General features: G+C 72.4%; 17 protein-coding genes. 3 read left to right on the top strand and 14 right to left on the bottom strand.

Going from position 1 to position 21,144, the window contains the following annotated elements:
* The first annotated feature begins 1 nt into the window (after position 1).
* Both AC07DI_RS11925 and AC07DI_RS11920 read left to right on the top strand, forming a co-directional pair.
* Positions 2–451, top strand: coding sequence for an acyl-CoA thioesterase (locus tag AC07DI_RS11925; protein WP_384259259.1), 450 nt, complete (start codon positions 2–4; stop codon positions 449–451).
* Entirely contained in the window at positions 448–1,134 is a 687-nt protein-coding gene (locus AC07DI_RS11920; protein ID WP_478904033.1) for a DUF8185 domain-containing protein, read from the top strand. The genes AC07DI_RS11925 and AC07DI_RS11920 overlap by 4 nt, the downstream gene beginning before the upstream one ends.
* Before the next feature lie 96 nt (positions 1,135–1,230).
* On the opposite strand, the gene AC07DI_RS11915 is transcribed toward AC07DI_RS11920, so the two are convergent.
* A complete protein-coding gene (locus AC07DI_RS11915) occupies positions 1,231–1,644 on the bottom strand; it encodes a globin (protein ID WP_384259254.1) in 414 nt (137 codons plus the stop codon).
* Positions 1,645–1,758: 114 nt separating this feature from the next.
* Here AC07DI_RS11915 and AC07DI_RS11910 point away from each other — a divergent pair, with 114 nt between their 5' ends.
* Positions 1,759–2,745: a methyltransferase domain-containing protein gene (locus AC07DI_RS11910; RefSeq protein WP_478904031.1), complete on the top strand. Its 987-nt coding sequence runs from the start codon at positions 1,759–1,761 to the stop codon at positions 2,743–2,745.
* Between the two features lie 21 nt (positions 2,746–2,766).
* On the opposite strand, the gene AC07DI_RS11905 is transcribed toward AC07DI_RS11910, so the two are convergent.
* The 13 genes from AC07DI_RS11905 to AC07DI_RS11845 form a co-directional block, all read right to left on the bottom strand.
* Positions 2,767–4,251, bottom strand: a complete 1,485-nt coding sequence (locus AC07DI_RS11905; protein ID WP_478904029.1) for an FHA domain-containing protein — start codon at positions 4,249–4,251, stop codon at positions 2,767–2,769.
* 92 nt (positions 4,252–4,343) lie between these two features.
* Positions 4,344–5,690, bottom strand: a complete 1,347-nt coding sequence (locus tag AC07DI_RS11900; protein WP_384259247.1) for a vWA domain-containing protein — start codon at positions 5,688–5,690, stop codon at positions 4,344–4,346.
* Positions 5,691–5,810: 120 nt separating this feature from the next.
* Positions 5,811–7,160, bottom strand: coding sequence for a PP2C family protein-serine/threonine phosphatase (locus AC07DI_RS11895; protein ID WP_478904027.1), 1,350 nt, complete (start codon positions 7,158–7,160; stop codon positions 5,811–5,813).
* Between the two features lie 2 nt (positions 7,161–7,162).
* A complete protein-coding gene (locus AC07DI_RS11890) occupies positions 7,163–9,763 on the bottom strand; it encodes a serine/threonine-protein kinase (protein ID WP_478904443.1) in 2,601 nt (866 codons plus the stop codon).
* A complete protein-coding gene (locus AC07DI_RS11885) occupies positions 9,757–11,079 on the bottom strand; it encodes a coiled-coil domain-containing protein (protein WP_384259243.1) in 1,323 nt (440 codons plus the stop codon). The genes AC07DI_RS11890 and AC07DI_RS11885 overlap by 7 nt, the downstream gene beginning before the upstream one ends.
* 107 nt (positions 11,080–11,186) lie before the next feature.
* Positions 11,187–12,185 carry a glutamate ABC transporter substrate-binding protein gene (locus tag AC07DI_RS11880; RefSeq protein WP_478904026.1) on the bottom strand — a complete coding sequence of 333 codons (999 nt, stop codon included), beginning with the start codon at positions 12,183–12,185 and terminating at the stop codon, positions 11,187–11,189.
* A gap of 32 nt (positions 12,186–12,217) precedes the next feature.
* Positions 12,218–13,750, bottom strand: a complete 1,533-nt coding sequence (locus tag AC07DI_RS11875) for a hypothetical protein (RefSeq protein WP_478904024.1) — start codon at positions 13,748–13,750, stop codon at positions 12,218–12,220.
* A 209-nt stretch (positions 13,751–13,959) separates the two neighbouring features.
* Entirely contained in the window at positions 13,960–14,964 is a 1,005-nt protein-coding gene (locus tag AC07DI_RS11870; RefSeq protein ID WP_478904022.1) for an N-acetylglucosamine kinase, read from the bottom strand.
* Positions 14,955–16,220 (bottom strand): 6-phospho-beta-glucosidase, encoded by a 1,266-nt coding sequence (locus AC07DI_RS11865; protein ID WP_478904020.1) that lies wholly within the window; start codon positions 16,218–16,220, stop codon positions 14,955–14,957. The genes AC07DI_RS11870 and AC07DI_RS11865 overlap by 10 nt, the downstream gene beginning before the upstream one ends.
* Positions 16,221–16,228: 8 nt before the next feature.
* Positions 16,229–17,137 (bottom strand): carbohydrate ABC transporter permease, encoded by a 909-nt coding sequence (locus tag AC07DI_RS11860; RefSeq protein ID WP_478904018.1) that lies wholly within the window; start codon positions 17,135–17,137, stop codon positions 16,229–16,231.
* 6 nt (positions 17,138–17,143) lie between these two features.
* Positions 17,144–18,079 (bottom strand): carbohydrate ABC transporter permease, encoded by a 936-nt coding sequence (locus AC07DI_RS11855; protein WP_384259230.1) that lies wholly within the window; start codon positions 18,077–18,079, stop codon positions 17,144–17,146.
* A 26-nt stretch (positions 18,080–18,105) separates the two neighbouring features.
* Entirely contained in the window at positions 18,106–19,446 is a 1,341-nt protein-coding gene (locus AC07DI_RS11850; RefSeq protein ID WP_478904016.1) for an ABC transporter substrate-binding protein, read from the bottom strand.
* Between the two features lie 74 nt (positions 19,447–19,520).
* Entirely contained in the window at positions 19,521–20,702 is a 1,182-nt protein-coding gene (locus tag AC07DI_RS11845) for an ROK family transcriptional regulator (RefSeq protein WP_384259226.1), read from the bottom strand.
* Positions 20,703–21,144: the final 442 nt, after the last annotated feature.

The raw sequence follows: 21,144 nt of genomic DNA, 5'->3' as shown, positions 1-21,144 counted from the left end.
CGTGGCTCGACACATATACCAATGCCCGCTCCGCTGGTCGGACATGGACGCCTTCGGGCACGTCAACAACGTCGTCTTCCTGCGGTACCTGGAAGAGGCGCGCATCGACTTCATGTTCCGGCTCGCGCCCGGTGACGGCTCGCCGTCGTTCTCCGGCGGGTCGGTCGTGGCCCGCCACGAGATCGACTACGTACGGCCGTTGGTGCACCGGCACGAGCCGGTCACCGTCGAGTCGTGGGTGACGAAGATCGGTGCGGCGTCGCTGACCATCGCGTACGAGATCAAGGACGCGGACCAGGTGTATGTGCGGGCCTCGACCGTGGTCGTGCCCTTCGACCTGGAGGCGCAGCGACCGCGGCGGATCTCGGCCGAGGAGCGCTCGTTCCTCGAGGAGTACGTGGACGACAGCGCCGGTGGCGTCGGAGGCGGCTCGGGGGCGCTTGCCGCATGACCGCGCGGCTGCACTTCGCGGATGCCGGGGAGGCGGCGGACCTCGCCGCCTTCCTGGCCCGGCTGATCCACTACGACAAGGCGGCCGCGGTACGGCTGCAGGCCGCCGGGGACACGCTCGCCGTGTTCGGGCGGCCGCCGTCGTTCGAGGTGCTGGTCGTCCGCACGGCGCGGCTCGCCAAGCCGTACGAACACGGGCTCGACGCCACGCTCGACGTCACCGTCTCCGCCGGTGAACTCCTGGAGCGCGTCGGCGCGTCGGCGGAGTCCGTGGAGACGGCCGGGGTCGCCGAGGTCCCGGGCGCCGTCACCGGACCGCCGTGGGCGGGCGTGCTGCCGCCGCGGGGCGGCTGGCGGCCGGAGCCGGGGCTTCCGGCTCCGGAGGTGATGCGGGCCCTGGTGCGGGCGGCCGTCGCCGAATTCCGTTCCCGCGTAGAGGAGTTGCCCGCCGAACGGCGGGTGCGGGCCGAGCTCGACCGGGTGGGCCGGGAGATCTGGTCGAGGACCGTCGGCGACACGGGGCTGCCGGTGCGGGCCGCACACGCGGCACAGTCGCTCGGCTTCCTGCGCGGCGACGACCTGACGCTGCTGTCGTCGGGGGCGTGGCTGCGGCTGCGCACGGCGTACGGGTCCGTCGTGGTACGCCGCGCCGGCGTCGGAGGGCTCAGCGTCACCCCTGCGTGAGTGGCCGCCCCTCCCCGAGGACGGGGGCTGTCCCCGGAGAGGGCTCGCCGTCACCCCGCCGACCCCCGTGGGGCAGAGCCCCCGGGGGAGCGGGGCTCAGCCCTCGGAGTTGACCATGGAAGCCGCCGCGTACGTCAGGTAGTTCCACAGCGTGCGCTCGTGCTCCTCGGAGAGACCGAGCTGGTCGACCGCCGCGCGCATGTGCTTCAGCCAGGCGTCGTGCGCGGCCCTGTCGACCGTGAACGGCGCGTGCCGCATGCGCAGACGGGGGTGGCCGCGGTTGTCGCTGTACGTGCGGGGGCCGCCCCAGTACTGCATGAGGAAGAGCGCGAGGCGCTCCTCGGCCGGGCCCAAGTCCTCCTCCGGGTACATCGGCCGCAGCAGCGGGTCCTCCGCGACCCCCTGGTAGAAGAGGTGCACCAGGCGCCGGAAGGTCTCCTCGCCGCCGACCTGTTCGTAGTAGGTCTGCTCCTGAAGCGTGCCGCGCGGAATCTCTGTCACGCGTTCCATGGTCTCAGACGGGGCGGCCGAGTACGGAAGGCTTAGGACCACCCCCGGCTCCGTCCGGCGCGCGGCCGGGTTCCGCCACTCGCATCGTGGCCGTCGGCGCAGCACAGTGGACACATGGAACCCGATCCTGTCCTCCTCTCCGAGGCCCGGGCCGCCCTCCTGCGCGAGATCGAGGCGAGCGGGGTGTGGCGGGACGACCTCGGCTGGCGGGCGGCGTTCGAGGCCGTCCCGCGGCACCTGTTCGTGCCCTACTTCTACGTGGGCACGGGCGGCGGCTACGAGCGCCTGTGGGGCGAGGACCCCGACGAAGGGCGCCGCGCCCGCTGGCTGCGCGGCTGCTACACGGACGCCCCGCTGGCGACCCGGGTGCGCGACGGTGACCTGCTCTCCTCCAGCAGCCAGCCGTCCCTGATGGCGAAGATGCTCAGCGAACTGCATATGGGGGACGTGGGGGATGTACGACGCGACGGCGTCGGCTGCGACGTGCTGGAGATCGGTGCCGGTTCCGGCTACAATGCCGCGCTGCTCGCCCACCGGCTCGGTGACGACCACGTGACCACCGTCGACCTGGACCCCGAGATCACGGAGTCCGCGAGGCAGCACCTGGCAGCCGCCGGGTACCGTCCGGCGGTGGTCACCGGCGACGGCGCGGCCGGCTGCCCCGGGCGCGCGCCCTACGACCGGATCATCGCCACCTGCACCCTGACCTCGGTGCCCAGGGCCTGGCTCGCCCAGTGCCGCCCCGGCGCCCGCATCCTCGCGCCGCTGGCCACCGGGCTGATCGCGCTGACCGTGCGGGACGCGGAGCACGCCGAGGGGCGCTTCCTGCACACGCCCGCCTACTTCGTACCGCTGCGCGGCGGGGACGTACGGGCCTCGTACGGGCAGAACACCGGCGGGCTCCCGCGCAGGGTCCTCCAGAACGAGCTCTTCCGCTTCCTTCTCGAGCTGACTTCCACAACCCTCGATCCGCACGAAGCGCTCGCGCTGTGGCAGCGCGAGGGGCAGCCGGTGCGCGAGCGCTTCGGGGTCACGGTGAGCGGACCGTACGAATGGGCCTGGCTCGACGACCCCGAAGGGCCGTACGTCTGGCCCCTGTGAACGGGCCAAGGCCGAGCGGGCTCAGTCGCGGCGGACCGTGATCGTCGTCCAGGCGCCCACGTGCACCTGGTCGCCGTCCTGGAGCGGGACGGGGACGAAGGGCTGGATGGGCTCCTCGCCGCCGTTGACCGTGGTGCCGTTGGTCGAGTTCTGGTCGACGACCGCCCAGGTGCCGTCCGGCTGCTGGACCAGGACCGCGTGCTGGTGCGATACGCCCGGGTCCTCCGGCGGCACCGAAAGGTCGATGTCCGGGGTGTCGCCGGTGGAGTGCCGGCGGCGGCCGATCGTGAGCTGGTTGCCGGACAGCGGGCGCTGCTGCTCGGGCGAGTACGCGGGCAGGTTCAGGCCCGACGCCTCGGGACCGCTGCGCTGCATCATCGCCATGAAGTACTCGCGGTCGGGACCGATGGTCGCCGTCCACGTACCCGGGCCCTGTGGGGCCTGGGGTGCCTGGGGTGCCTGGGGCGGTTGCGGGGCCTGGGGCGCCTGCTGCTGCTCGGCGCCCTGCTGGAACGGCTCCGACTGCTGGAACGGCTCCGGCTGCTGGGGCTGCTCCGGCTGCCGGAACGTGTCCGGCTGCTGGAAGATGTCCGACCGGCGGAAGGGCTCGGGCTGCTGGAACGGCTGGTGCGGGGCCGGGGCGGGGGCGGAAGCCGACGGCGCGGACGTGGGTGGTGAGATCACCCAGTCGTCGTCTCCGCCACCGAAGGACGGGCCGGGCGGTGGGGGCGGCGGGCCCTGCGGGGCGCCCGGCCCCTGCGGGAACGCGGGCGGCGCGGGCGGACCCGGCTGCTGGAAGGCCTGCGGTGCGCCGGGGGGCGCCTGGCCGGGCCGACCTTGTGGACCGGGGCCTTGCGGACCGGGGCCCTGCGGGCCGGACTGGCCGGGACCCTGCGGACCGGACTGGCCCTGCTGCCCAGGACCACCCTGCTGTCCAGGACCGCCCTGCTGACCAGGGCCACCCTGCTGCCCCGGACCCTGCTGGCCGCCGCCGTTGCCGAACGGCGGGATCGGCTCGGCGGGGCGGTTCATCTGCGAGGGGCGCGAGCCCTGGTACTCGTATCCCGGCGGAGGCGGCTGGAACTGCTGCCCGGGGTTCGGACCCGGCGGCATGCCGGGGCCGTGACCGGGACCCCGCCCAGGACCGGGGCCGCCCTGCGTGCCCGGCAGCGGCGGGTTCGGCGCGGCCGGGGTGTACGACGTCGCCGTGTTCGTCAGGAAGTTCCAGCGGCACTCCTCGCAGAACGGCGCGTTCGCCTCGCGGGGGGTGCGGCACTGCGGGCAGAGCTGGCCCTCGGGGGCCGGGTCCGGCACGGCGGCCAGGTGCGGGCGTCCCGGCGCGGGCTGCGGGAAGCCGGGGTCCTGGCCGGGCGGCGGCGGGGGATAGCCGTACCCGGCGGGGGGCGGCGGCGGGGGAGGCGGCGGTACGGCACCGGCCATGCGGTGACCGCAGACCTCGCACCAGTCGTCGGAACCCGACTGGTGTCCGTTCGGGCAGGTCGGCATGTCGGCGCTTCCCCCTCTCCTTCTCCGGCCCGAGGGCCGTACATCGCTGTCGGTCGGATCAGCTGTGGCGCGAACGGCGCGTGCGCGCCGCGCTACTGCTTCTTCACGCGAACGGTCTTCGTCGACCGGGTCTCGAGTGTCATCTCGTCGGCCTCGGCGACCTTCGCCTTCAATCGAACAGTACCTGCCGCGGCATCCACGACGTCCACCACCTTCGAAAGCAGTTTCGCCGTATCGGCGTTGCCCGAGGCCCCGGCGAGCTGGACCGCGCGGCCGAGCTTCGCCGTCGCGCCGTCGACATCTCCCGATTTGCGGGCGTCGAGGCCCTGCTGGATGACTTGTGCCAGTTCCGCCTGGCCCGTGTAGTGTGCGACCTGCGGATTGATCGAGGTGGAGACCGTCATGTCGTCCGTCCACACCGCCCGCACCAGGCCCTGCGACAGCGTCCGCGCGCTTCCGTCCTCCTGCGGCACGATCAGTGAGACGCGGGCCGCGAGCATCTCCTGGCCCAGTTCGGCGCCCGGCACCTGTACACAGATGTGGTAGTCGCGGGACTCGTCGCCCCAGGACCCCGTGGGGTAGTCCCCGGCGCGCGGGCCCGCCTCCGTGCGGCGCTCGGTCAACTCCTCGACCGTGGGCGCCACTTGCTTCACGAACTTGATCTCCACGCCCACCGGCGTCCACAAGCGCAGGCTGACGTCGGCGACCTCCTTGCCCATCGCCGTCTCCATCATCGAGGTGAAGTCGGCGGCGAGCCCGGCCGGGTCGGCGACGATGTCGGCGGTGCCGAGCAGCGCGGAGGCGATCCCTGTGACTTCCTTCACCTCCCAGTCCGTGCCGACGCCACGGGCGTCGCAGGTGAAGCGGCCCGCGCAGGAGTCGAGGGCGGCCTTCAGGTCGTCCGGCGCCTCGTGTTCGTTGCGGCCGTCGGTGAGCAGGATGCCGTGCCGGATGGTGACGTCGGCGGAGGCGAGGAGGCGGTCGGCCAGGCGCAGCCAGGTGCCGATGGCCGTGCCGCCGCCCGCGCTCAGTCCGCGCAGCGCCTGCTTGGCCTGGTGGCGGGTCTGCGCGCTCGCCACCGCGAGGCGCCCGGCGCCCGGATAGACCTCCTTGGCGACGTGCGTGCCGCCGATCACCGCGAAGTGCGTGCCGTCGCGCAGGGCGTCGATCGCGGCGGCCGTGGCGTCCCGCGCGCCGCGCATCTTCGTCGGCGGGTAGTCCATCGATCCTGAGCAGTCGACCATGACCGCCACGGCGGCGTCCGGGCCCTGCCCCGCCGAGTACAGGTGCGGGGCGCGCACCGCGGACCCGATCGTTCCGCCGCCGGTCGAGGTGACCGTGGCGATCGCGTTGACCTCCCGGCCGCCTTCCGGGAGGTACTCGTTCTGGTAGACGTCCACAGAGAACTGCGGCACGTTCGACTTCGAGAAGTTGGCCATGGAACTGCTCCCCCTCAGATCCTGAAGACTCAGTACCTGAAAACTCAGATCCTGAAAACCTCACACCGCACGAACCGGCACGGCCCCCCGCCCGGTTCCAGGCCGATCCCACGCCCGGCCCTAGGCCGATCCTGCCCCTTGCGGCACGAACGGGAACGGGACGACGGCCACTGTTACGTTGTCGTGGCCCCCGCCGTCCAACGCGTGGCCGACCAGGACCTGGGCGCTGTGCAGCGGCCGGTCCGCGGCGTCCGCGGGCACCGCGTCGGCCATCTCCTCGACGGCCTCCGCGTAGTTCCACAGCCCGTCCGTGCACACCACCACTACACCCGCACGGTCCGGTTTGAAGGAAGCGGTGTGCGGCTCCAGTTCGTACGCGTCGGCGCCGAGCCAGCCCGTGATGGCGTGCGCGCGCTCGTCTGCGTACGCCTCGGCCTCGTTCATCAGACCCGCGGCGACCATCTGCGCGGCCCACGAGTCGTCCTCGGTGAGCCGGACGGTGGGGCCGCCGCGGTCGTCGGGGACCCAGTAGGCGCGGCTGTCGCCGACCCAGCCGACGACGAGCAGGCCGCCGGCGACGACCGAGCCGACCAGGGTGCAGGCCGGGGCGTTCTGGTGGGGGCTGTGCTCGCGGGCCGAAGCGGGCTCGTCGGCAAGCGCGTTGACGGCCTCGGACGCCGCGAGGATCGCGTCGTGCATGGCCTGCTGCGGATGGAGGCCGCGCGGCAGCGCATCGAGGAGCGAGGCGTTGGCGGCGCGGGACGCGGCGAGCGAGGCCTCGTCCGGGCGGGTCGCGGAGGAGACGCCGTCGCAGACGATCGCGACGACGGCGGGGGAGCCGTCGGGCAGCGCCGCCGTGGAGATCGCGAAGGCGTCCTCGTTGCGGTGGTGGCGCAGGCCGCGGTCGCTGACCGCGGCGACCACGTCGAGTTCCTGCTCCATGTGGTCGCGCTCGCGCGGCTGGGCGTGCCCGCAGTTCTCGCAGTACCCGTCCGGGTCCACCCGGCCCGAACGGCAGGCGACGCAGAGCTTGGTGCCCGCGGCGGGCGTGGCGTCGGGGGCGGTCGCAAGGGGAGCGGTCGCAGGGGGAGCGGTCGCAGGGGGAGCGGTCGCGTCGGGGGCGGGCAAGGGGTACTCGTCCGGCTCGGCGTCGGGACCCGGCTCCCCGGCGTTCGCGGCAGCCGCCGCGGCCGCGGGGGTTCCTGACAGCGCGTCGCCCGCCGAGTCCGTGCCCGGCAGGTCGGTTGGCAGATGGGCCGGTACCGGCCGGTCGGAGCTGTCCGCGTCCGGGGCGACGGGCCACCCGGCGGCGGGCGCGGGCCCGTCGGCCGGCACCGAGCCGTTCGGCGAGGCCGTCGGCCGCGGTGGCACCGCCGACAGGTCGAACCCGCACGCACCGCAATACAGGTCGCCCGACTCCAGCGGCTCCTCACAGCTGGGGCAGGCGGACAGCTGGGGCATCTGCGACATACTCACACCCACGTCCGGGGGCGGAAACGGTTGGCCCGTTCCACCAGTTCGATCCTCTCCTCGCCACCCTGTGCGAGCCGGGCCAGTGTCCGGTACGCACGCTCCAGACCGAACCGGAGCCCGCGCTCGTCCAGGTCACTGCCGAGCAGTACGGTCCCCGTCCCGGTGGTGGCCGGTGGCGCGGACGCGTGACCAGAGTGACTACCGGAGAGTACCCAGTCGAGCGCCGTCCCCAGAACCTCGGTCGACAGGCGCTCCCTGCGCACCGCGTCGAGGCCGAACCCCGCGAGCGCCTCGATCTGCCCCGCCGCGGCCGTCAGATCGTCCAGGAACGCGGTGCCCCGCGAGAGCGCCGGCCCGCCCGCCATGCGCTGCCGCAGTCGTGCCCGCACCGCCGCGACCCGGGCCGCCGTGTAGTGGATGGACGACTCCGGCACCGACTCCAGCGTGCGTACGGCGCCGGTCCTGTCCCCGGCGGCGAGCCGCACGCGGGCCAGGCCGAACGCCGCGCTCACATAGCTCGGGTCGGTGGCCCACACCAGGCGGTAGTACTCGGCGGCGTTGTCCAGCTGGCCGAGGACCTCCGCGCACACGCCGAGCGCGAGCTTCGGCGCGGGCTCACCGGGGAACGCGTCGTAGACCGCGTCGAAGGACAGCGCCGCGACCTCGAAGTCGCCGGTCGCGAGGGCGGCCACGCCCCGGTACCAGACCACCCGCCAGTCGTCCGGATGCTCGAACTCCAGATCGGCGATGGCCTGGGCGGCGGGCGCCAGTTCGCCCATGGCCAGGCGGGCGCGCAGGCCGTGCAGCCGCAGCTCGAGGGAGTCGGCGGGCGCCGCCCGCAGCGCGGTGATCAGCTCGGCGGGCGCGGACGCGATGAGGCCGGCCAGGAACCCGGCGTTCGGGTCGCCCGGGTCCACGAGCGGCACGGGCAGGGCGAGCGCCGTGGTGACCGCGTCGACCGCACGGACGATTCCCGGCCCTGACCCGGTGCCGTCCGGGCCTGCCGCGCCCGCCGGGCCAACCTGGCCCGCGGCGGGCGGCAGGGCCCTGCCGTTGCCGGCGGCGGACGGCTCGGGGCGCGCCCCGAGGACGGACACCTCCCCGGTCAGCTCCGCGAACAGTTCGGTGTCCGGCACCTTCACCTCGGGCCCGAACAGCGTGGAGAGCGCGGGCCGCGGCCGTCCCGTCTGGAGCGCCACGACCTCCCGCAGCACACCGGTGAGCTGCTCGGCCATCTCCTGCGCGGTGGCGAAGCGGCGGGCCGGGTCCGGGTCGGTGGCCCGCACGAGGAGCCGGTAGAACGACTCGTACGTACGGAAGACCTCGATGTTGTCCGGGTCGGGCAGGGAGTCCACGAAGACGTTCGTATAGCCCTGGAAGTCGAAGGTCAGGACCGCGAGCGTGCGCGCCACCGTGTAGAGGTCGGAGGCAACCGAGGGGCCCGTCTCGGCGACTTCGGGGGCCTGGTAGCCGACGGTGCCGTAGATCGCGGACTCGTCGTCGTCCATCCGGCGGACCGCGCCCATGTCGATGAGCTTGAGCTGGCCCTCGGTCTGGATGGCGTTGTCGACCTTGAAGTCGCAGTACAGGAGGTTGCGGCTGTGCAGGTGCCCGAGGGCTTCCAGGGCCTCGATGCCGTACGCGCACGCCTGCTCGACCGGCAGCGGATCGCGCTTGCCCTGGGCGGTGCGGCGGCCGTTGGCGATCTCCTTCAGGGACTTGCCGCCCACGTACTCCATGACGATGTAGCCGTCCATGGAGCCGGTGCGCTGGTCGAGGTGTTCGACGAAGTTGTAGATCCGCACGATGTTGGAGTGTTCGATCTCGGCGAGGAAGCGGCGCTCGGAGATCGCGGCGGCCATCGCGTCCTGGTCACCGGTGTCGAGCAGGCCCTTGAGGACCACCCAGCGGTCGGAGACGGCGCGGTCGATGGCGAGGTAGACCCAGCCGAGGCCGCCGTGCGCCAGACAGCCCACGACCTCGTACTGGCCGTGCACGATGTCACCGGCGCCCAGCTTCGGCACGAAGGAGTAGGGGTGGCCGCACTTGGTGCAGAACCCCTCGGTCCGGCCGGGCCGGTCGCCGCGCGCACGCCCCACCGGCGCCCCGCAGTCCGAGCGCGAGCAGAACCGCTTCCGCTCGGGCACCTCGGGGTTCTCCTGCACCGCGCCGCGCGGGTCGGGACGCGGCACGTCGGGGACCGTGACCAGGCCGACGCCCAGCCGCCCGCGGGCCGAGGACGAGGCGGCCGAGCCCGAGCTGCGCACCGACACCGACCGGGACGTCGAACCGCCGGACAGCGAACGGGACAGCCGCCCCGACACCGACCTGCGCGACGACTGCGAGCGCGACGAGCGCGACGACGAGCGGGACGAGCGGGACGAGTGCGACGCCGAGCGGGACGAGGAACGGGCGCCGGAACTCCCCGAGCCCCGCGACCCCTTGCCGCCACCGGTGATCCCGGTCGGCGGCGAGCTCACCATGCCGTTGGGCGCGACGACCGGCGCGAGACCGCAGGTGTCGCAGTACAGCTCGCCGCCGCCCACGTCCTCGTACGACCCCGTGCACTCGGGCCGCTGGCACTCCTGCTGACTCACGATTCCCCCGTCCGGTCGGTCGGCCCGCCGCCCTGCTGCGGGACCCTCGGCGCGAGCGCCTCGGCGGCGGCCTGCTGGTAGCGCAGGACCGCCTGCTCCGCCACGCGGAGATCGCAGGGCGCGCTCCACAGCATCCGGCGCGCCGCGTCGTACCGCTCGATCAGGAACGGGTCCTCGGCGTGACCGAGCCGTGCCACCTTCGCCTTGTACGCGTCGAGGCGTCCGCGCAGCTCCGCGCGGACCGCGAGCGGGGCCGTGACGGCGGTCAACGACTCGCGGGCGCGCAGCAGTTCGTCCTCCGCCTTCTCCTCGAGGGACTCCAGGAGCGGCGAGAGCCGGTGCCACTGCCCGAACCTGCGGTACTCGGCGGCGGCCGCCAGCTGTTCCTGGAGCGCGGTCGGCGGGCCGCTGACCGCGGGCACCTCGGAGGCGGCGATCTTCGCGAGGACCTCGCCGCGGGCGCTCCTGGCCTCGGCGAGGGTGCGGTCCGCGCGCGAGAGCACGTCGCGCAGCCTGCCGAGGCGGGCCTCCGCGTCCTGGCGGACGGTGAGCACCGCCTCGATCTCGCGGCGCACCTCCTCAAGGGCGCGCGCCTCGCGGTCGTAGCGCTCGGTGTGCGGGCGTCCGCCGCCCGGCGCCGAACTGCCCTCCGCGCGCTGCCAGAACGCCAGCGGGTCGGAGACCACCTGCTCGCGCAGCGCGGTCAGGGCCCGGGTGATGCGCTCCAGGTCGTCGCCCGACGGGTGCTCTCCCGGACGTACTCCGACGGAGTGCGCGAGCTGGCGGGTGCGGGCCAGTTCGGCGGCGAGCAGGTCGATGCGGGCGGGCAGCGCGGACCAGACCGCGTCGGCGGCGACGACCATGTCCAGGGAGTGCGCGTACAGCTCGTTCATCCGGGCGACGAGCTCTTCGAGCGTGAACCGTTCGGTGAGCTTGGCCGGGTTGGTGATCGAGGGGGAGGTGGCGGACGCGGTGGCGCCCGCGACGGTCACGGACTCGCCGCGCAGCAGCTCCGTCAGCTCGGCGAGGTCGTCGCGGCTGGGCCAGCGTCTGCGCTCGCGGACCTCGCGTGCGGTGCGCAGGGCGCCGGCATAGGCGTCGAAGTAGGCCCAGAGCAGCGTGATCCGGCCCTCCGTGGCCGCCCAGCGCTCCTCGGTGACGCCGGTCAGCCGGGCGCCTTCGAGGAGCCGGCGGCCCGCGTGGTCCTGGAGGGCGAGGAGCGAGGTCTCGATCGCCTCGTGCTCGGCGTCGAGGCGCGCCAGCGCACGGTCCACCTCATCCCGGTCCATCACCGGACCGGGGGGTCCCGCGACGCTCATCGATCACCTCTCCGCTCTGTGTTGCCGTGAGTCCTCGGTCGTGAGTCCCCAGTCGTTGCGCTCTGGTGTAACTCTCCAGTGGTACCAGCTCGGTTGTCGGATCCGGGTCAGTCGCGGTACTCCGGGGCGGGCGGGGACGCCGACCTGCCGAGGGCGTCCTTCAGCCAGTGGTCGTAGGACTTCTTCCAGCCGCCGTTCTTGCGGTAGTCGTCGAGGACCTTGTTGACCCGGCGGATCAGGTCGTCGGAGCCCTTCTTCATCGCCACGGCGTAGTGCTCCGTGGTGAACGGCTCCTCGCCCTTGAGCTCGACCGTCGGGTCCTGCGCGGCCTGGCCCGCGGCGAGCGCGCTGTCGGTCACCACGGCGTCCACCTCACCGAGCTGGAGCCGCACCAGGCAGTCGAGCTGGTTGGGGACCGTGGTGGAGATGTCGGCGCCGTAGCTCTTCTTCTTGAGCTCCTCCTCGGCGATGGAGCCGGACGCGGAGCAGATCTTCTTGCCCGCGAGGGAGGGACCGTAGCCCTTGATGCCTTCGGCCTTCCGCGGCGCGAGCACCTGCTGGCCGGTCTCGAAGTAGCCGGTGGAGAAGTCCACGTCCTCCAGGCGCTTGCAATTGACCGTCATGGTGCGGACGACCATGTCGACCTGGCCGCTCCGGATCGCCGGGATGCGCTGGTTGGTGGGGATGGCGCGGAACACGATGGCGTCGCGGTCGCCGAAGATCTCCTCGGCGATCCGGTGCGCGAGGTCGATGTCGAAGCCCTCCAGCTTGCCGCCGGGCTTGTTCGGGTCGCGGTAGCCCCAGCGGTAGCTGTTCTGGTCGACGCCGACGATGAGCTTCTTGACCTCGCGGTTCTTGATCTTGTCGATCGTCGGGCCGTCGTCGGGCGAGGGGCGCAGGCTCCGGTCGTTGCAGTCGTCGGCGCCGGCCCGCGCGGGGGCCGCCACCGTGGTGGCCGGGCCGCCGCGTTCCGCGCCACCGCCCCCGCCCGCGCCCCACTGCGGAAGTACCAGGACGAGTGTTCCCGTCAGGGCGCAGGCAAGGCCCATCGCGCCCGTACCGCCCCAGCCGCGCAGTCTGCCGGCCGTGCCGCGTCGCGTCCGCATCCTCTGCGCGCCCCCTCTCACCTCTGGATCGCTCACCGGTACTCCGAAAGCCTGCGGCCGATGCCGAGCACGGCGCCCGCCGCGGCGAGGACCGCGAGGACGGCGGCGCCGACCGGAAGTCCGCTCATGGCGCCCCGGCCGTCCCGTGCCGCCCGCCGGAAATCGCGCTGCTCGAAGGCGAGCGCCCGGTCCAGAGCCGCGTCGACGTTGTCGAAGCACTCGCCGGTCGGCTCGGCCTTCTTGTCTTCCTTGTTGCCGATAACCCTGTTGAGCGCGCCCTGGTAGTCACCGGCGTCGTCGCTGGCGCGCGCCACCTTGTGCCGGTCCTTCCAGACGCCCACGTTCTCCGCGGCCTCGACGACCGGGCTCTCGCCGCCGGTGCCGCGGGCGAGGTCCGCCGCCCTGCCGAGCAGGCCGCTCCTGTCGTCGCCCAGCTGCTTCATCTGCGCGCGGTAGGCGACGTCGAACTTGTCCTGCGGCTCGCCCGCCACCTCGGTGGTCTCGGCGCCGCGGCTGACCAGTGTGAGGTTCTCGTTGCCACGGGCCTTCAGGGAGCTGATGCGCGCGTCGTTCAGGACGTTCAGGGATCGCACGCCGTTGTCGTACGAGTCGCTGAGGCCGGAGCGGGCGACGGTGTGGCCGACGACGAGCCAGAGCAGGACGACCGTGGCGGCGGCCGTGGCGGCGAGGAGGCCGTGGTTGAACACCCGGTTGGTGCGGCGGTAGTTGCGGTGCTGGGCCCAGCCCAGCGCGGCGAGCGCGAGGACGCCGAGGGCGATGGCGAACCAGGGGTAGGGCTCGGCCTTGTCGTAGTCGGAGCTCAGCCGGGCGTTCTCCGCCTTGTAGAGCTTCTCGGCGGCCGGAAGCATCTGCGTCTGCATCTTGTCGTTCGCGTACCGCAGGTAGGCGCCGCCGAGCGGCAGGCCCTGGCGGTTGTTGGCGCGGGCGCGCTCGATCAGGCCGGTGTACTGGGGCAGGAGCTTGTTCAGCTCGCCGACGGAGGCCGCCGAGGACGAGCCCGAGCCCGCGTTCGACGCGGCCTTCGCCAGCTTCGCCGAGGCCCTGTCGATGTCGCGCTCGTACCGGGCGCGGACGTCGGCGGGCTCCTGGCCGCCCGCGAGGAAGCCGCTGGACGCCGCGGTGTTGGCGTCGGCCAGTGAGCGGTAGATGGCGGCGGCGTCGGCGCTCAGCGGCTGGCTGCGGTGCAGCACGTCGTCCGCGGCGGCCGAGCGGTCCGTCATCTGCCAGGTGGTGACCGCGCCGAACGCGACGACGAGCAGGGCGAGTACGGCGCCGATGATGCGCAGCCTGCCCGGTTCCGTGGTCGCGGCCGCACGCAGCCGGTCGACACCCTCCGACCAGGCGGTGCGGCGCCCGGCGGGGGCGGTCTGTGGGGCCTGCCCCGGCGGCGCGGCCGGGGAGCCCGGCGCCTGCGGTGGCACGGCGGGTATCGCCGGAGCGGCCTGTCCGGACGCCTGCCCCGGCAGTCCCGGAGCCGCTCCGGGCGGACCCGGTGGACCGGGCGGACCCGGCGGCGCCGCGCTGCCGTTCGGCGGATGTGTCACCTTGACCTCGACCTCCCCCTCGGTCTCCGGACGGTTGCCCCCGCCCGGCGCGCGTGGCGCCGGAAGGAGTGTTCGGCCGCAAGTATTGCCGCAGGGACTGACATCCGCACAGGGCTTGTCTCGATCTTGTTCGGATCCCTGCATATGTACACGGAATTGAGGGGAGTTCGGTTCCCGTCGGCGCGCAACCCGCGCCGGCGGGGACCCGGTCAGCCGCCGCTCCCGGCGCGCGCGCCGCTCTCGTACTGCTCCCGCACGCGCGCGTGCACCCGCGTCGGTGCCCCCACCTGGTCGAGGCCGAGGAGGGCCGCGCCGAGCACGGGACGCGCGACGACCACCTGGGGCGCCGCCTTGGGTGCCCGCTCGGCCAGCAAAGCCCTGACCCGGCCGTCGAGTTGAGGGTGTCGTGCGGCGAGTATGCTGCCGCCGAGGAGTACCGGCGCCTCCTCGTCGAGCAGGCCGAGGCGGTCCAGGGCCACGGTCGCCATGGCCACCACCTCGTCCGCCATCCGGTCCACGAGGGAGCGCGCCACGGCGTCACCGGCCGCCGCGGTGGCGAACAGGACCGGCGTCAGCTCGTGCCGCCGTACCGGCGCGAGGTGCCGCAGGTGCAGCGCCTCGATCAGCGCGTACATGGACGGCAGGCCGAAGTGCGCGGGCAGCGCCTCGCGCAGCGCCGTCGCGGCGCCCCGGCCGTCCTCGGCGCGCGCCGCGTGCCACAGCGCCTCCTCGGCGAGGGCGCCGCCCCCGCCCCAGTCGCCGGAGATGCGGCCGATGGCGGGGAAGCGGGCGGTGCGCCCGTCCGGCAGCATCCCGACGCAGTTGATGCCCGCCCCGCACACCACGGCGACCCCGCGCGGCTCGGCGTCCTCCAGGAGTCCGGCCCGCAGGATGGCGAAGGTGTCGTTGCGCACGTCGACCGAGGAGCCCCAGGCACGCTGCCGCAGCGCCTGTGCCAACTCCCGCTCCTCCACGGGCAGGTCGGCGTTGGCGAGGCAGGCGGACACATGTCCCACGGTGTCGGTGCCGGCCTCGGCGAGCGCCCGCGTCACCGCCTCCGCGAGCACGTCCACCGCGGTCTCGACGCCCACGATCGGCGGCTGGAACCCGCCGCCGCGGGCCGCGCCGACGACCGTGCCGTCGGCCGCGACCACCGCGACGTCGGTCTTGCTGTTGCCCGCGTCGATCGCGAGCACACTCGTGCCTACGCCCACGCCAGGTGCTCCCGGTTGTGCGCGAGAAGGCTGTCGGTGAGCTGTTCCGCGTACGCGTACTGGCCGACCAGCGGGTGCGCGAGCAGCGCCTTGAAGACGCGGTCGCGGCCACCCTGCAGGGCGGCCTGCAGGGCGAGGTCCTCGTACCCGGTGACGTGCGCGATCAGCCCGGCGTACAGCGGGTCGAGCTCCGGCACGGCCAGCGGCCTCGCGCCCTTGCCGTCGACCGTGGCCTGCACCTCGATGACCGCGTCGTCGGGCAGGAACGGCAGCGTGCCGTTGTTGACGGTGTTCACCACCTGGTAGGGGCTGCCGCCGTTGCCGAGCAGCGAGGCCGCGAGGTCCACGGCCGCCTCCGAGTAGAAGGCGCCGCCGCGCCTGGCGAGCAGCTCCGGCTTCTCGTCCAGCGCCGGGTCGCCGTACATCTCCAGCAACTCCCGCTCCATCGCCGCTACTTCGGCGGCGCGTGACGGCTTGGTCCGCAGCTCATCGACGACGGCGTCGTGCTGGTAGTAGTAGCGCAGGTAGTACGAGGGCACGACGCCGAGCCGGTCGACGATCTCGCGCGGCATGTGCAGGTCCGCGGCGACCGCGTCCCCGTGCTCGGCGAGCAGCCCGGGCAGGATGTCGTCGCCGCCGGGGCCCCCGAGGCGTACGCCCGTCTCCCACGTGAGGTGGTTGAGGCCGACGTGGTCCAGATGGACCTGACCCGGCGCCACGTCGAGCAGCTTGGCGAACTTCCGCTGGAAGCCGATCGCCACGTTGCAGAGCCCGACGGCCTTGTGCCCGGCCTGGAGCAGCGCCCTGGTCACGATGCCGACGGGGTTGGTGAAGTCGATGATCCAGGCGTTCGGGTTGGTGCGCCGGACGCGGTCGGCGATGTCGAGGACGACGGGGACGGTGCGCAGGGCCTTCGCGAGGCCGCCCGCGCCGGTCGTCTCCTGGCCGACGCAGCCGCACTCCAGGGGCCAGGTCTCGTCCTGCTGGCGTGCCGCCTGCCCGCCGACCCGCAGCTGGAGCAGGACGGCGTCGGCGTCGGCGACACCGGCGTCCACGTCGGACGTGGTGACGATGCGGCCCGAGTGCCCCTGCTTGGCGAAGATGCGCCGCGCGAGGCCGCCCACGAGGTCGAGGCGGTCGGCGGCCGGGTCCACGAGGACCAGCTCCTCGATCGGCAGCGTGTCCCTCAACCGCGCGAATCCGTCGATCAGTTCGGGTGTGTAGGTCGACCCTCCGCCGACCACTGCGAGCTTCATTTCGGTTCTCAGCCCTTTACTCCGGTGAGGGTGACGCCTTCGACGAAGGCCTTCTGTGCGAAGAAGAAGATGACGATGACGGGCGCCATGACGAGCAGCGTCGCGGCCATGGTCAAGTTCCAGTTGACGTTGTGGGCGCTCTTGAACGACTCCAGGCCGTAGCTGAGCGTCCAGGCGCCGGGGTTCTGGGCCGCGTAGATCTGCGGCCCGAAGTAGTCGTTCCAGCAGTAGAAGAACTGGAAGAGCGCGATGGCGGCGATGCCCGGCTTGGCCATCGGCACCACGATCTTGACGAGCGTACGGAACTCGCCGCAGCCGTCCACCTTCGCCGACTCGATGTACTCCTTGGGGATGGTGAGGAGGAACTGCCGGAGCAGGAAGATCGAGTACGCGTCGCCGAACGCCATCGGGATGATCAGCGGCCACAGCGTGCCCGACAGATGGAACTGCTGCGCCCACACCAGGTACATCGGGATCACGATGACCTGCGGCGGAAGCATCATCGTGGAGATGACGAGCAGCATCGCGGCGCGCCGGCCGCGGAAGCGGAACTTGGCGAGCGCGTACGCCACGGGGATCGCCGAGCAGACCGTGAAGAGGGTGCCGAGACCCGCGTACAGGAGCGAGTTGCGCCACCAGTCGAGGAACCCGGGGGTCTCGAACACCGCCTTGTAGTTCGACCAGTGCCATGAGTCGGGCCACAGGTCGCCGCTCATCGCCTGCGAGTCGCTCATCACCGACGTCAGGAAGACGAAGACGAAGGGCAGGACGAAGAGCAGCGCGACGGCTATCGCGACGCTGTGCACGGCGATCCAGTGCAGGGCGCGCTTGCGGCGGGCCCGGGCGGCGGCGGGGCCGCGCTGCTTGGGGGCGGTCCGTTCGTGAGTCGCAGGCGCGGGGAGAGTCGTAGTCGTCATGAGTCCTCAGTCCTCCGCCGCGAGCAGTCCGGAGCGCTTGCGCATCAGGAGCATCGTCACGGCCATGGCGATGGCGAAGAGTACGAGCGAGAGCACGCACGCGGCGCCGGTGTTGAAGTTCTGGAAGCCCATCTGGTAGACGAGCTGGGGGACCGTGAGGGTCGAGTGCTCGGGGTAGCCTGGCTGGATCACGGAGCCGGGGCCGATGTTGACGCCGGAGGCGACCTTCCCGGCGACCAGGGCCTGCGTGTAGTACTGCATGGTCTGCACGACGCCCGTGACCACCGCGAACATCACGATCGGCGTGATCGCGGGCCAGGTGACGTAGCGGAACTTGGCGAACGCGCCGGCGCCGTCCAGGTCCGCGGCCTCGTACTGCTCCTTCGGTACGTCGAGCAGCGCGGCCATGAAGATCACCATCAGGTCGCCGATGCCCCACAGGGAGAGCAGTACCAGCGAGGGCTTGGCGGTGTCCGGGTCGTTGAACCAGTTGGGCCCGGAGATGCCGACCGTGTCCAGGATCTCGTTGACCGGGCCCGTGCCCGGGTTGAGCAGGAAGACGAAGGCGACGGTGGCGGCCACCGGCGGCGCCAGGTACGGGATGTAGAAGGCGGTGCGGAAGAACCCGACACCCGTCTTGATCTTCGTGATGAGCAGCCCGAGCGAGAGCCCGAAGACCACGCGCAGCGCCACCATGATCACGACGAGCCAGAGCGTGTTCCACAGGGCGGGCCCGAAGAGCGGCATCTGCTCGAACACGTACCGCCAGTTCCTGAGGCCCACGAAGGTGGGCTCCTTGATCTGGTTGTAGTGCATGAACGAGAAGTAGACGGTGGCGATCAGCGGATACGCGAAGAAGACGCTGAAGCCGACCAGCCAGGGGGAGAGGAAACCGAGCGTGCGCAGTCTGCGGCGCGCGGGAGGGGAGAGGGTGATTGCCATAGCGGGGTCCTCGGCTCTTCGGCTCTTCAGCTCTTCGACTGGAGGGTGTCGGCGTCGATCTGCTCGTCCAGCTTCTTCAGGCCCTTGCGCAGATCGCCCACGCGTCCGGCCTCGACGGAGTACGCGAAGTCCATGAGCGAGACGACGTAGGCGCCGCCGTTGACGGAGGGCGGCAGGGCCTTGCTGTGCTTGTTCTCCAGGATGTCGAAGAAGGTCCGGAAGGTCGGATCGGCGTCCAGGTCGGGCGACTTGAGCGCCGCGAACGTGGAGGGCACGTTGTGGATGGCGTTCGCGAAGTCGACGACCTGCTTGGTGTCCGCGGTCAGGAACCTCACCAGCTCCCACGCGGCGTTCTGGTGCTTGCTGCTGTGCGCGATCCCGGCGACGGTGCCGGTGATGAAGCCGCGCCCGTACGTATCGGCCCGGTCGTCGGGGACGGGCAGCGGGGCCACGCCCCAGTCGAACTTCGCCTTGGCGTCCTTCAGCATCAGGCCGCGCCACTCGCCGTCGAGGTGCATGGCGACCTTGCCGGTCAGGAAGGCGTTCTGGCTGGACATCTCGTCACCGAACGTCATCCGGAACCGCTCCAGGTCGTCGAAGCCGCCCTGCGCCTCGGCGAGCCGGTGAGCGGTCTTGAAGAACTGGTACGAGGCGGGCTCCTCGGCGAGCCGTGAGTCGCCCTTCGCGTCGAAGTACCTGGGCCCCCACTGGGCGAAGAGGCGGTCCGGGCTGTTCTGGTAGAAGCGGAAGTTGGGCAGGAAGCCGACCTGTTCGTACGAGTTCTTGCCGCTGCGGACGGTCAGCTTCTTGCTGACCTTCTCGAACTCGGACATGGTGCGGGGCGGCCGCTCGATGCCCGCCTTCCTGTAGGCGTCCTTGTTGTAGTACATCCCGTAGGCGTCGGCGAGCAGCGGCAGGGCGCACTGGTTGCCCCGGTAACTGGTGTAGTCGAGCAGCGTCTTGGGGAAGACCTTCTCCTTGACGAGGCCGGTCTTCTTCATGAACGGATCGAGGTCCGTCCACATCCCGGACTCGCAGTACTGGCCGACGTTGTTGGTGGTGAACGACGACACCACGTCGGGGGCCTTGCCGCCGCCCGCGCGCAGGGCCTGGTTGACGGTCGCGTCGGAGACGTTCCCGGTGGCCTTGACCTTGATGTTCGGGTGCAGCTTCTCGAACCGGTCGATGCTGTCGTCGACGGCCTTGACCTCGCCGGGCGTCGACCAGCCGTGCCAGAACTTCAGGGTGACCGGCTTGGTCGGGTCGTCGTTCGCGCTGCCGACGCTCGGGTTGGCGCAGCCGGAGAGCAACAGGCCGGCTGCGGCGAGCGCCGCGGACGCGCAGGTGGGCATGCGCCATCGCGGCATGGCGGACTTCCTTTACGGGGAGGGGAGTGCGGGGAGGGGAGTGCGGGGAGAGGAGTGGGAAGGGGCGGGAGGGCTCAGGCCGTGTCGAAGACCTGGTCGCGGGCCTGGGTGAGGGCCGAACGCAGGGCGCCGGTGAGGATCGGGTCGCCGTCGAGTTCACTGATGCGGATCTGCGGGCGGGGCAGGGCGAGTCCGGTCAGCTCCTCCTCGACCCTGACGCGCAGCTTGTCGCCGCCCGCCTGGGCCACGGAGCCGGAGAGCACGACGAGTTCGGGGTCGACGACGGCGACGACCGCGGCGATGCCGGTGGCGATACGCCGGGCCACCTCGCCGAGCGCGGCATCGTCGGCCAGCACCTCCGCGAGCGTCGCGCCGCCGCCGGTGAGGTTGCGCACGACGTACGCGGAGACGAGGCTCTCGAAGCCGCCGTCGCCGCCGCCCTGCGAGGCGCCGCGCAGCAGCGGGGCGCCGGGCAGCGGCATGTAGCCGATCTCGCCCGCGCCGCCGGTCGCGCCGCGCAGCAGGGTGCCGCCGAGCACGATGGCGGCGCCGACGCCTTCGTCGAGCCAGGTCAGCACGTAGTTGTCGAAGTCCTGGGCGGCGCCCTCGTACTGCTCGGCGACGGCGGCCAGATTCACGTCGTTCTCGATGTCGACGGGCGTGCCGAGCACCGCGGCGAGGTCGTCGCGCAGGGTGCGGGAGTGCCAGCCGGGCAGGTGCGGGGCGTAGCGCAGCTGGCCGGTGTGCGGGTCGATGGCGCCGGGGGTGCCGATCACGGCGGCCCGCAGGTCCTCGTGCCCGAGCCCCGCCTGCCGCAGCGCGCCGTCGACGGCCTCCGCGACGAGCTGGGCGGTGCGGTGGCGCACGTCCTCGGCGACGGCGTCGGCCTCCACGCGCTTCTGGGCGAGGACGGTGCCGGTGATGTCGGCGATGAGGGCGGTGATGCCGGTCGGGTCGGCGGAGAGCGCGGCGACGTGGCCCGCGCCGGGGTCGATCTCGTACAGCAGGGCGTTCGGTCCCGGGCGACCACTGAGGCTGCCGGTGGTGTGCACGAGCCCGGCGGCTTCGAGCCGTCCGAGGAGTTGCGAGGTGGTGGGCTTCGAGAGGCCGGTGAGCTCGCCGATGCGGGTGCGGGTGAGGGGGCCGTGGGCGACCAGGAGGTCGAGTACGGCGCGGTCGTTCATGGCGCGCAGGACGCGGGGAGTGCCGGGGGTACCAGGGGTACCCGGGGATCCCGGGGTGCTGCCTGCTCCCATGACGCCACCTGCCTCTCGGCTACCCGTACGGTAGCGGTCCCCGCTAACTGTTAGGAAACTTTCCAATTCGTGAGGACCGTACGGCTGGCGTGAAGAGGGCGTCAATAGCGGACGCCGTCCCGGCAACCAAGTCGTTACCTGTGGGGGTCGGCGTTGCACGCTGTGCGTCAGCCTTTGGTGGGCCGGTGCCTTTTTCGGTGGGCGGGGGCGTCCGGGGTTTTGCGGAGTGTGGCGGTTCCGGGCCGGGAGTAAAGGGCGCTCCGCTGCGCTGCGCGTCGGCTGCGCCGATGTCCCTTCGGGCCACCCTTGACTCCCGTCCCTCCACCGCACGTTGACTGTGACCCGGACGCCCAGGGGTGGGGCCGCCGGGGGGCGTGGGATGGGTCATTCCCTTTGCCTGCCGGGTGCGGCCCGGCCCAACGCGAGCCGACGTCACGGTCGG

The organism is Streptomyces sp. NPDC044106, assembly GCF_056433985.1.
Note: the sequence above shows the minus strand (reverse complement) of the source record. Positions and strands in the feature narration are given on the sequence as shown.

What these genes read in the sequence shown, in the direction of transcription:
- AC07DI_RS11860 (WP_478904018.1), bottom strand. Translation starts at nt 17,137, where the DNA reads ATGACGACTACGACTCTCCCCGCGCCTGCGACTCACGAACGGACCGCC.
- AC07DI_RS11880 (WP_478904026.1), bottom strand. Translation starts at nt 12,185, where the DNA reads ATGCGGACGCGACGCGGCACGGCCGGCAGACTGCGCGGCTGGGGCGGT.
- AC07DI_RS11900 (WP_384259247.1), bottom strand. Translation starts at nt 5,690, where the DNA reads ATGGCCAACTTCTCGAAGTCGAACGTGCCGCAGTTCTCTGTGGACGTC.
- AC07DI_RS11895 (WP_478904027.1), bottom strand. Translation starts at nt 7,160, where the DNA reads ATGTCGCAGATGCCCCAGCTGTCCGCCTGCCCCAGCTGTGAGGAGCCG.
- AC07DI_RS11850 (WP_478904016.1), bottom strand. Translation starts at nt 19,446, where the DNA reads ATGCCGCGATGGCGCATGCCCACCTGCGCGTCCGCGGCGCTCGCCGCA.
- AC07DI_RS11885 (WP_384259243.1), bottom strand. Translation starts at nt 11,079, where the DNA reads ATGAGCGTCGCGGGACCCCCCGGTCCGGTGATGGACCGGGATGAGGTG.
- AC07DI_RS11910 (WP_478904031.1), top strand. Translation starts at nt 1,759, where the DNA reads ATGGAACCCGATCCTGTCCTCCTCTCCGAGGCCCGGGCCGCCCTCCTG.
- AC07DI_RS11865 (WP_478904020.1), bottom strand. Translation starts at nt 16,220, where the DNA reads ATGAAGCTCGCAGTGGTCGGCGGAGGGTCGACCTACACACCCGAACTG.
- AC07DI_RS11920 (WP_478904033.1), top strand. Translation starts at nt 448, where the DNA reads ATGACCGCGCGGCTGCACTTCGCGGATGCCGGGGAGGCGGCGGACCTC.
- AC07DI_RS11845 (WP_384259226.1), bottom strand. Translation starts at nt 20,702, where the DNA reads ATGGGAGCAGGCAGCACCCCGGGATCCCCGGGTACCCCTGGTACCCCC.
- AC07DI_RS11855 (WP_384259230.1), bottom strand. Translation starts at nt 18,079, where the DNA reads ATGGCAATCACCCTCTCCCCTCCCGCGCGCCGCAGACTGCGCACGCTC.
- AC07DI_RS11905 (WP_478904029.1), bottom strand. Translation starts at nt 4,251, where the DNA reads ATGCCGACCTGCCCGAACGGACACCAGTCGGGTTCCGACGACTGGTGC.
- AC07DI_RS11915 (WP_384259254.1), bottom strand. Translation starts at nt 1,644, where the DNA reads ATGGAACGCGTGACAGAGATTCCGCGCGGCACGCTTCAGGAGCAGACC.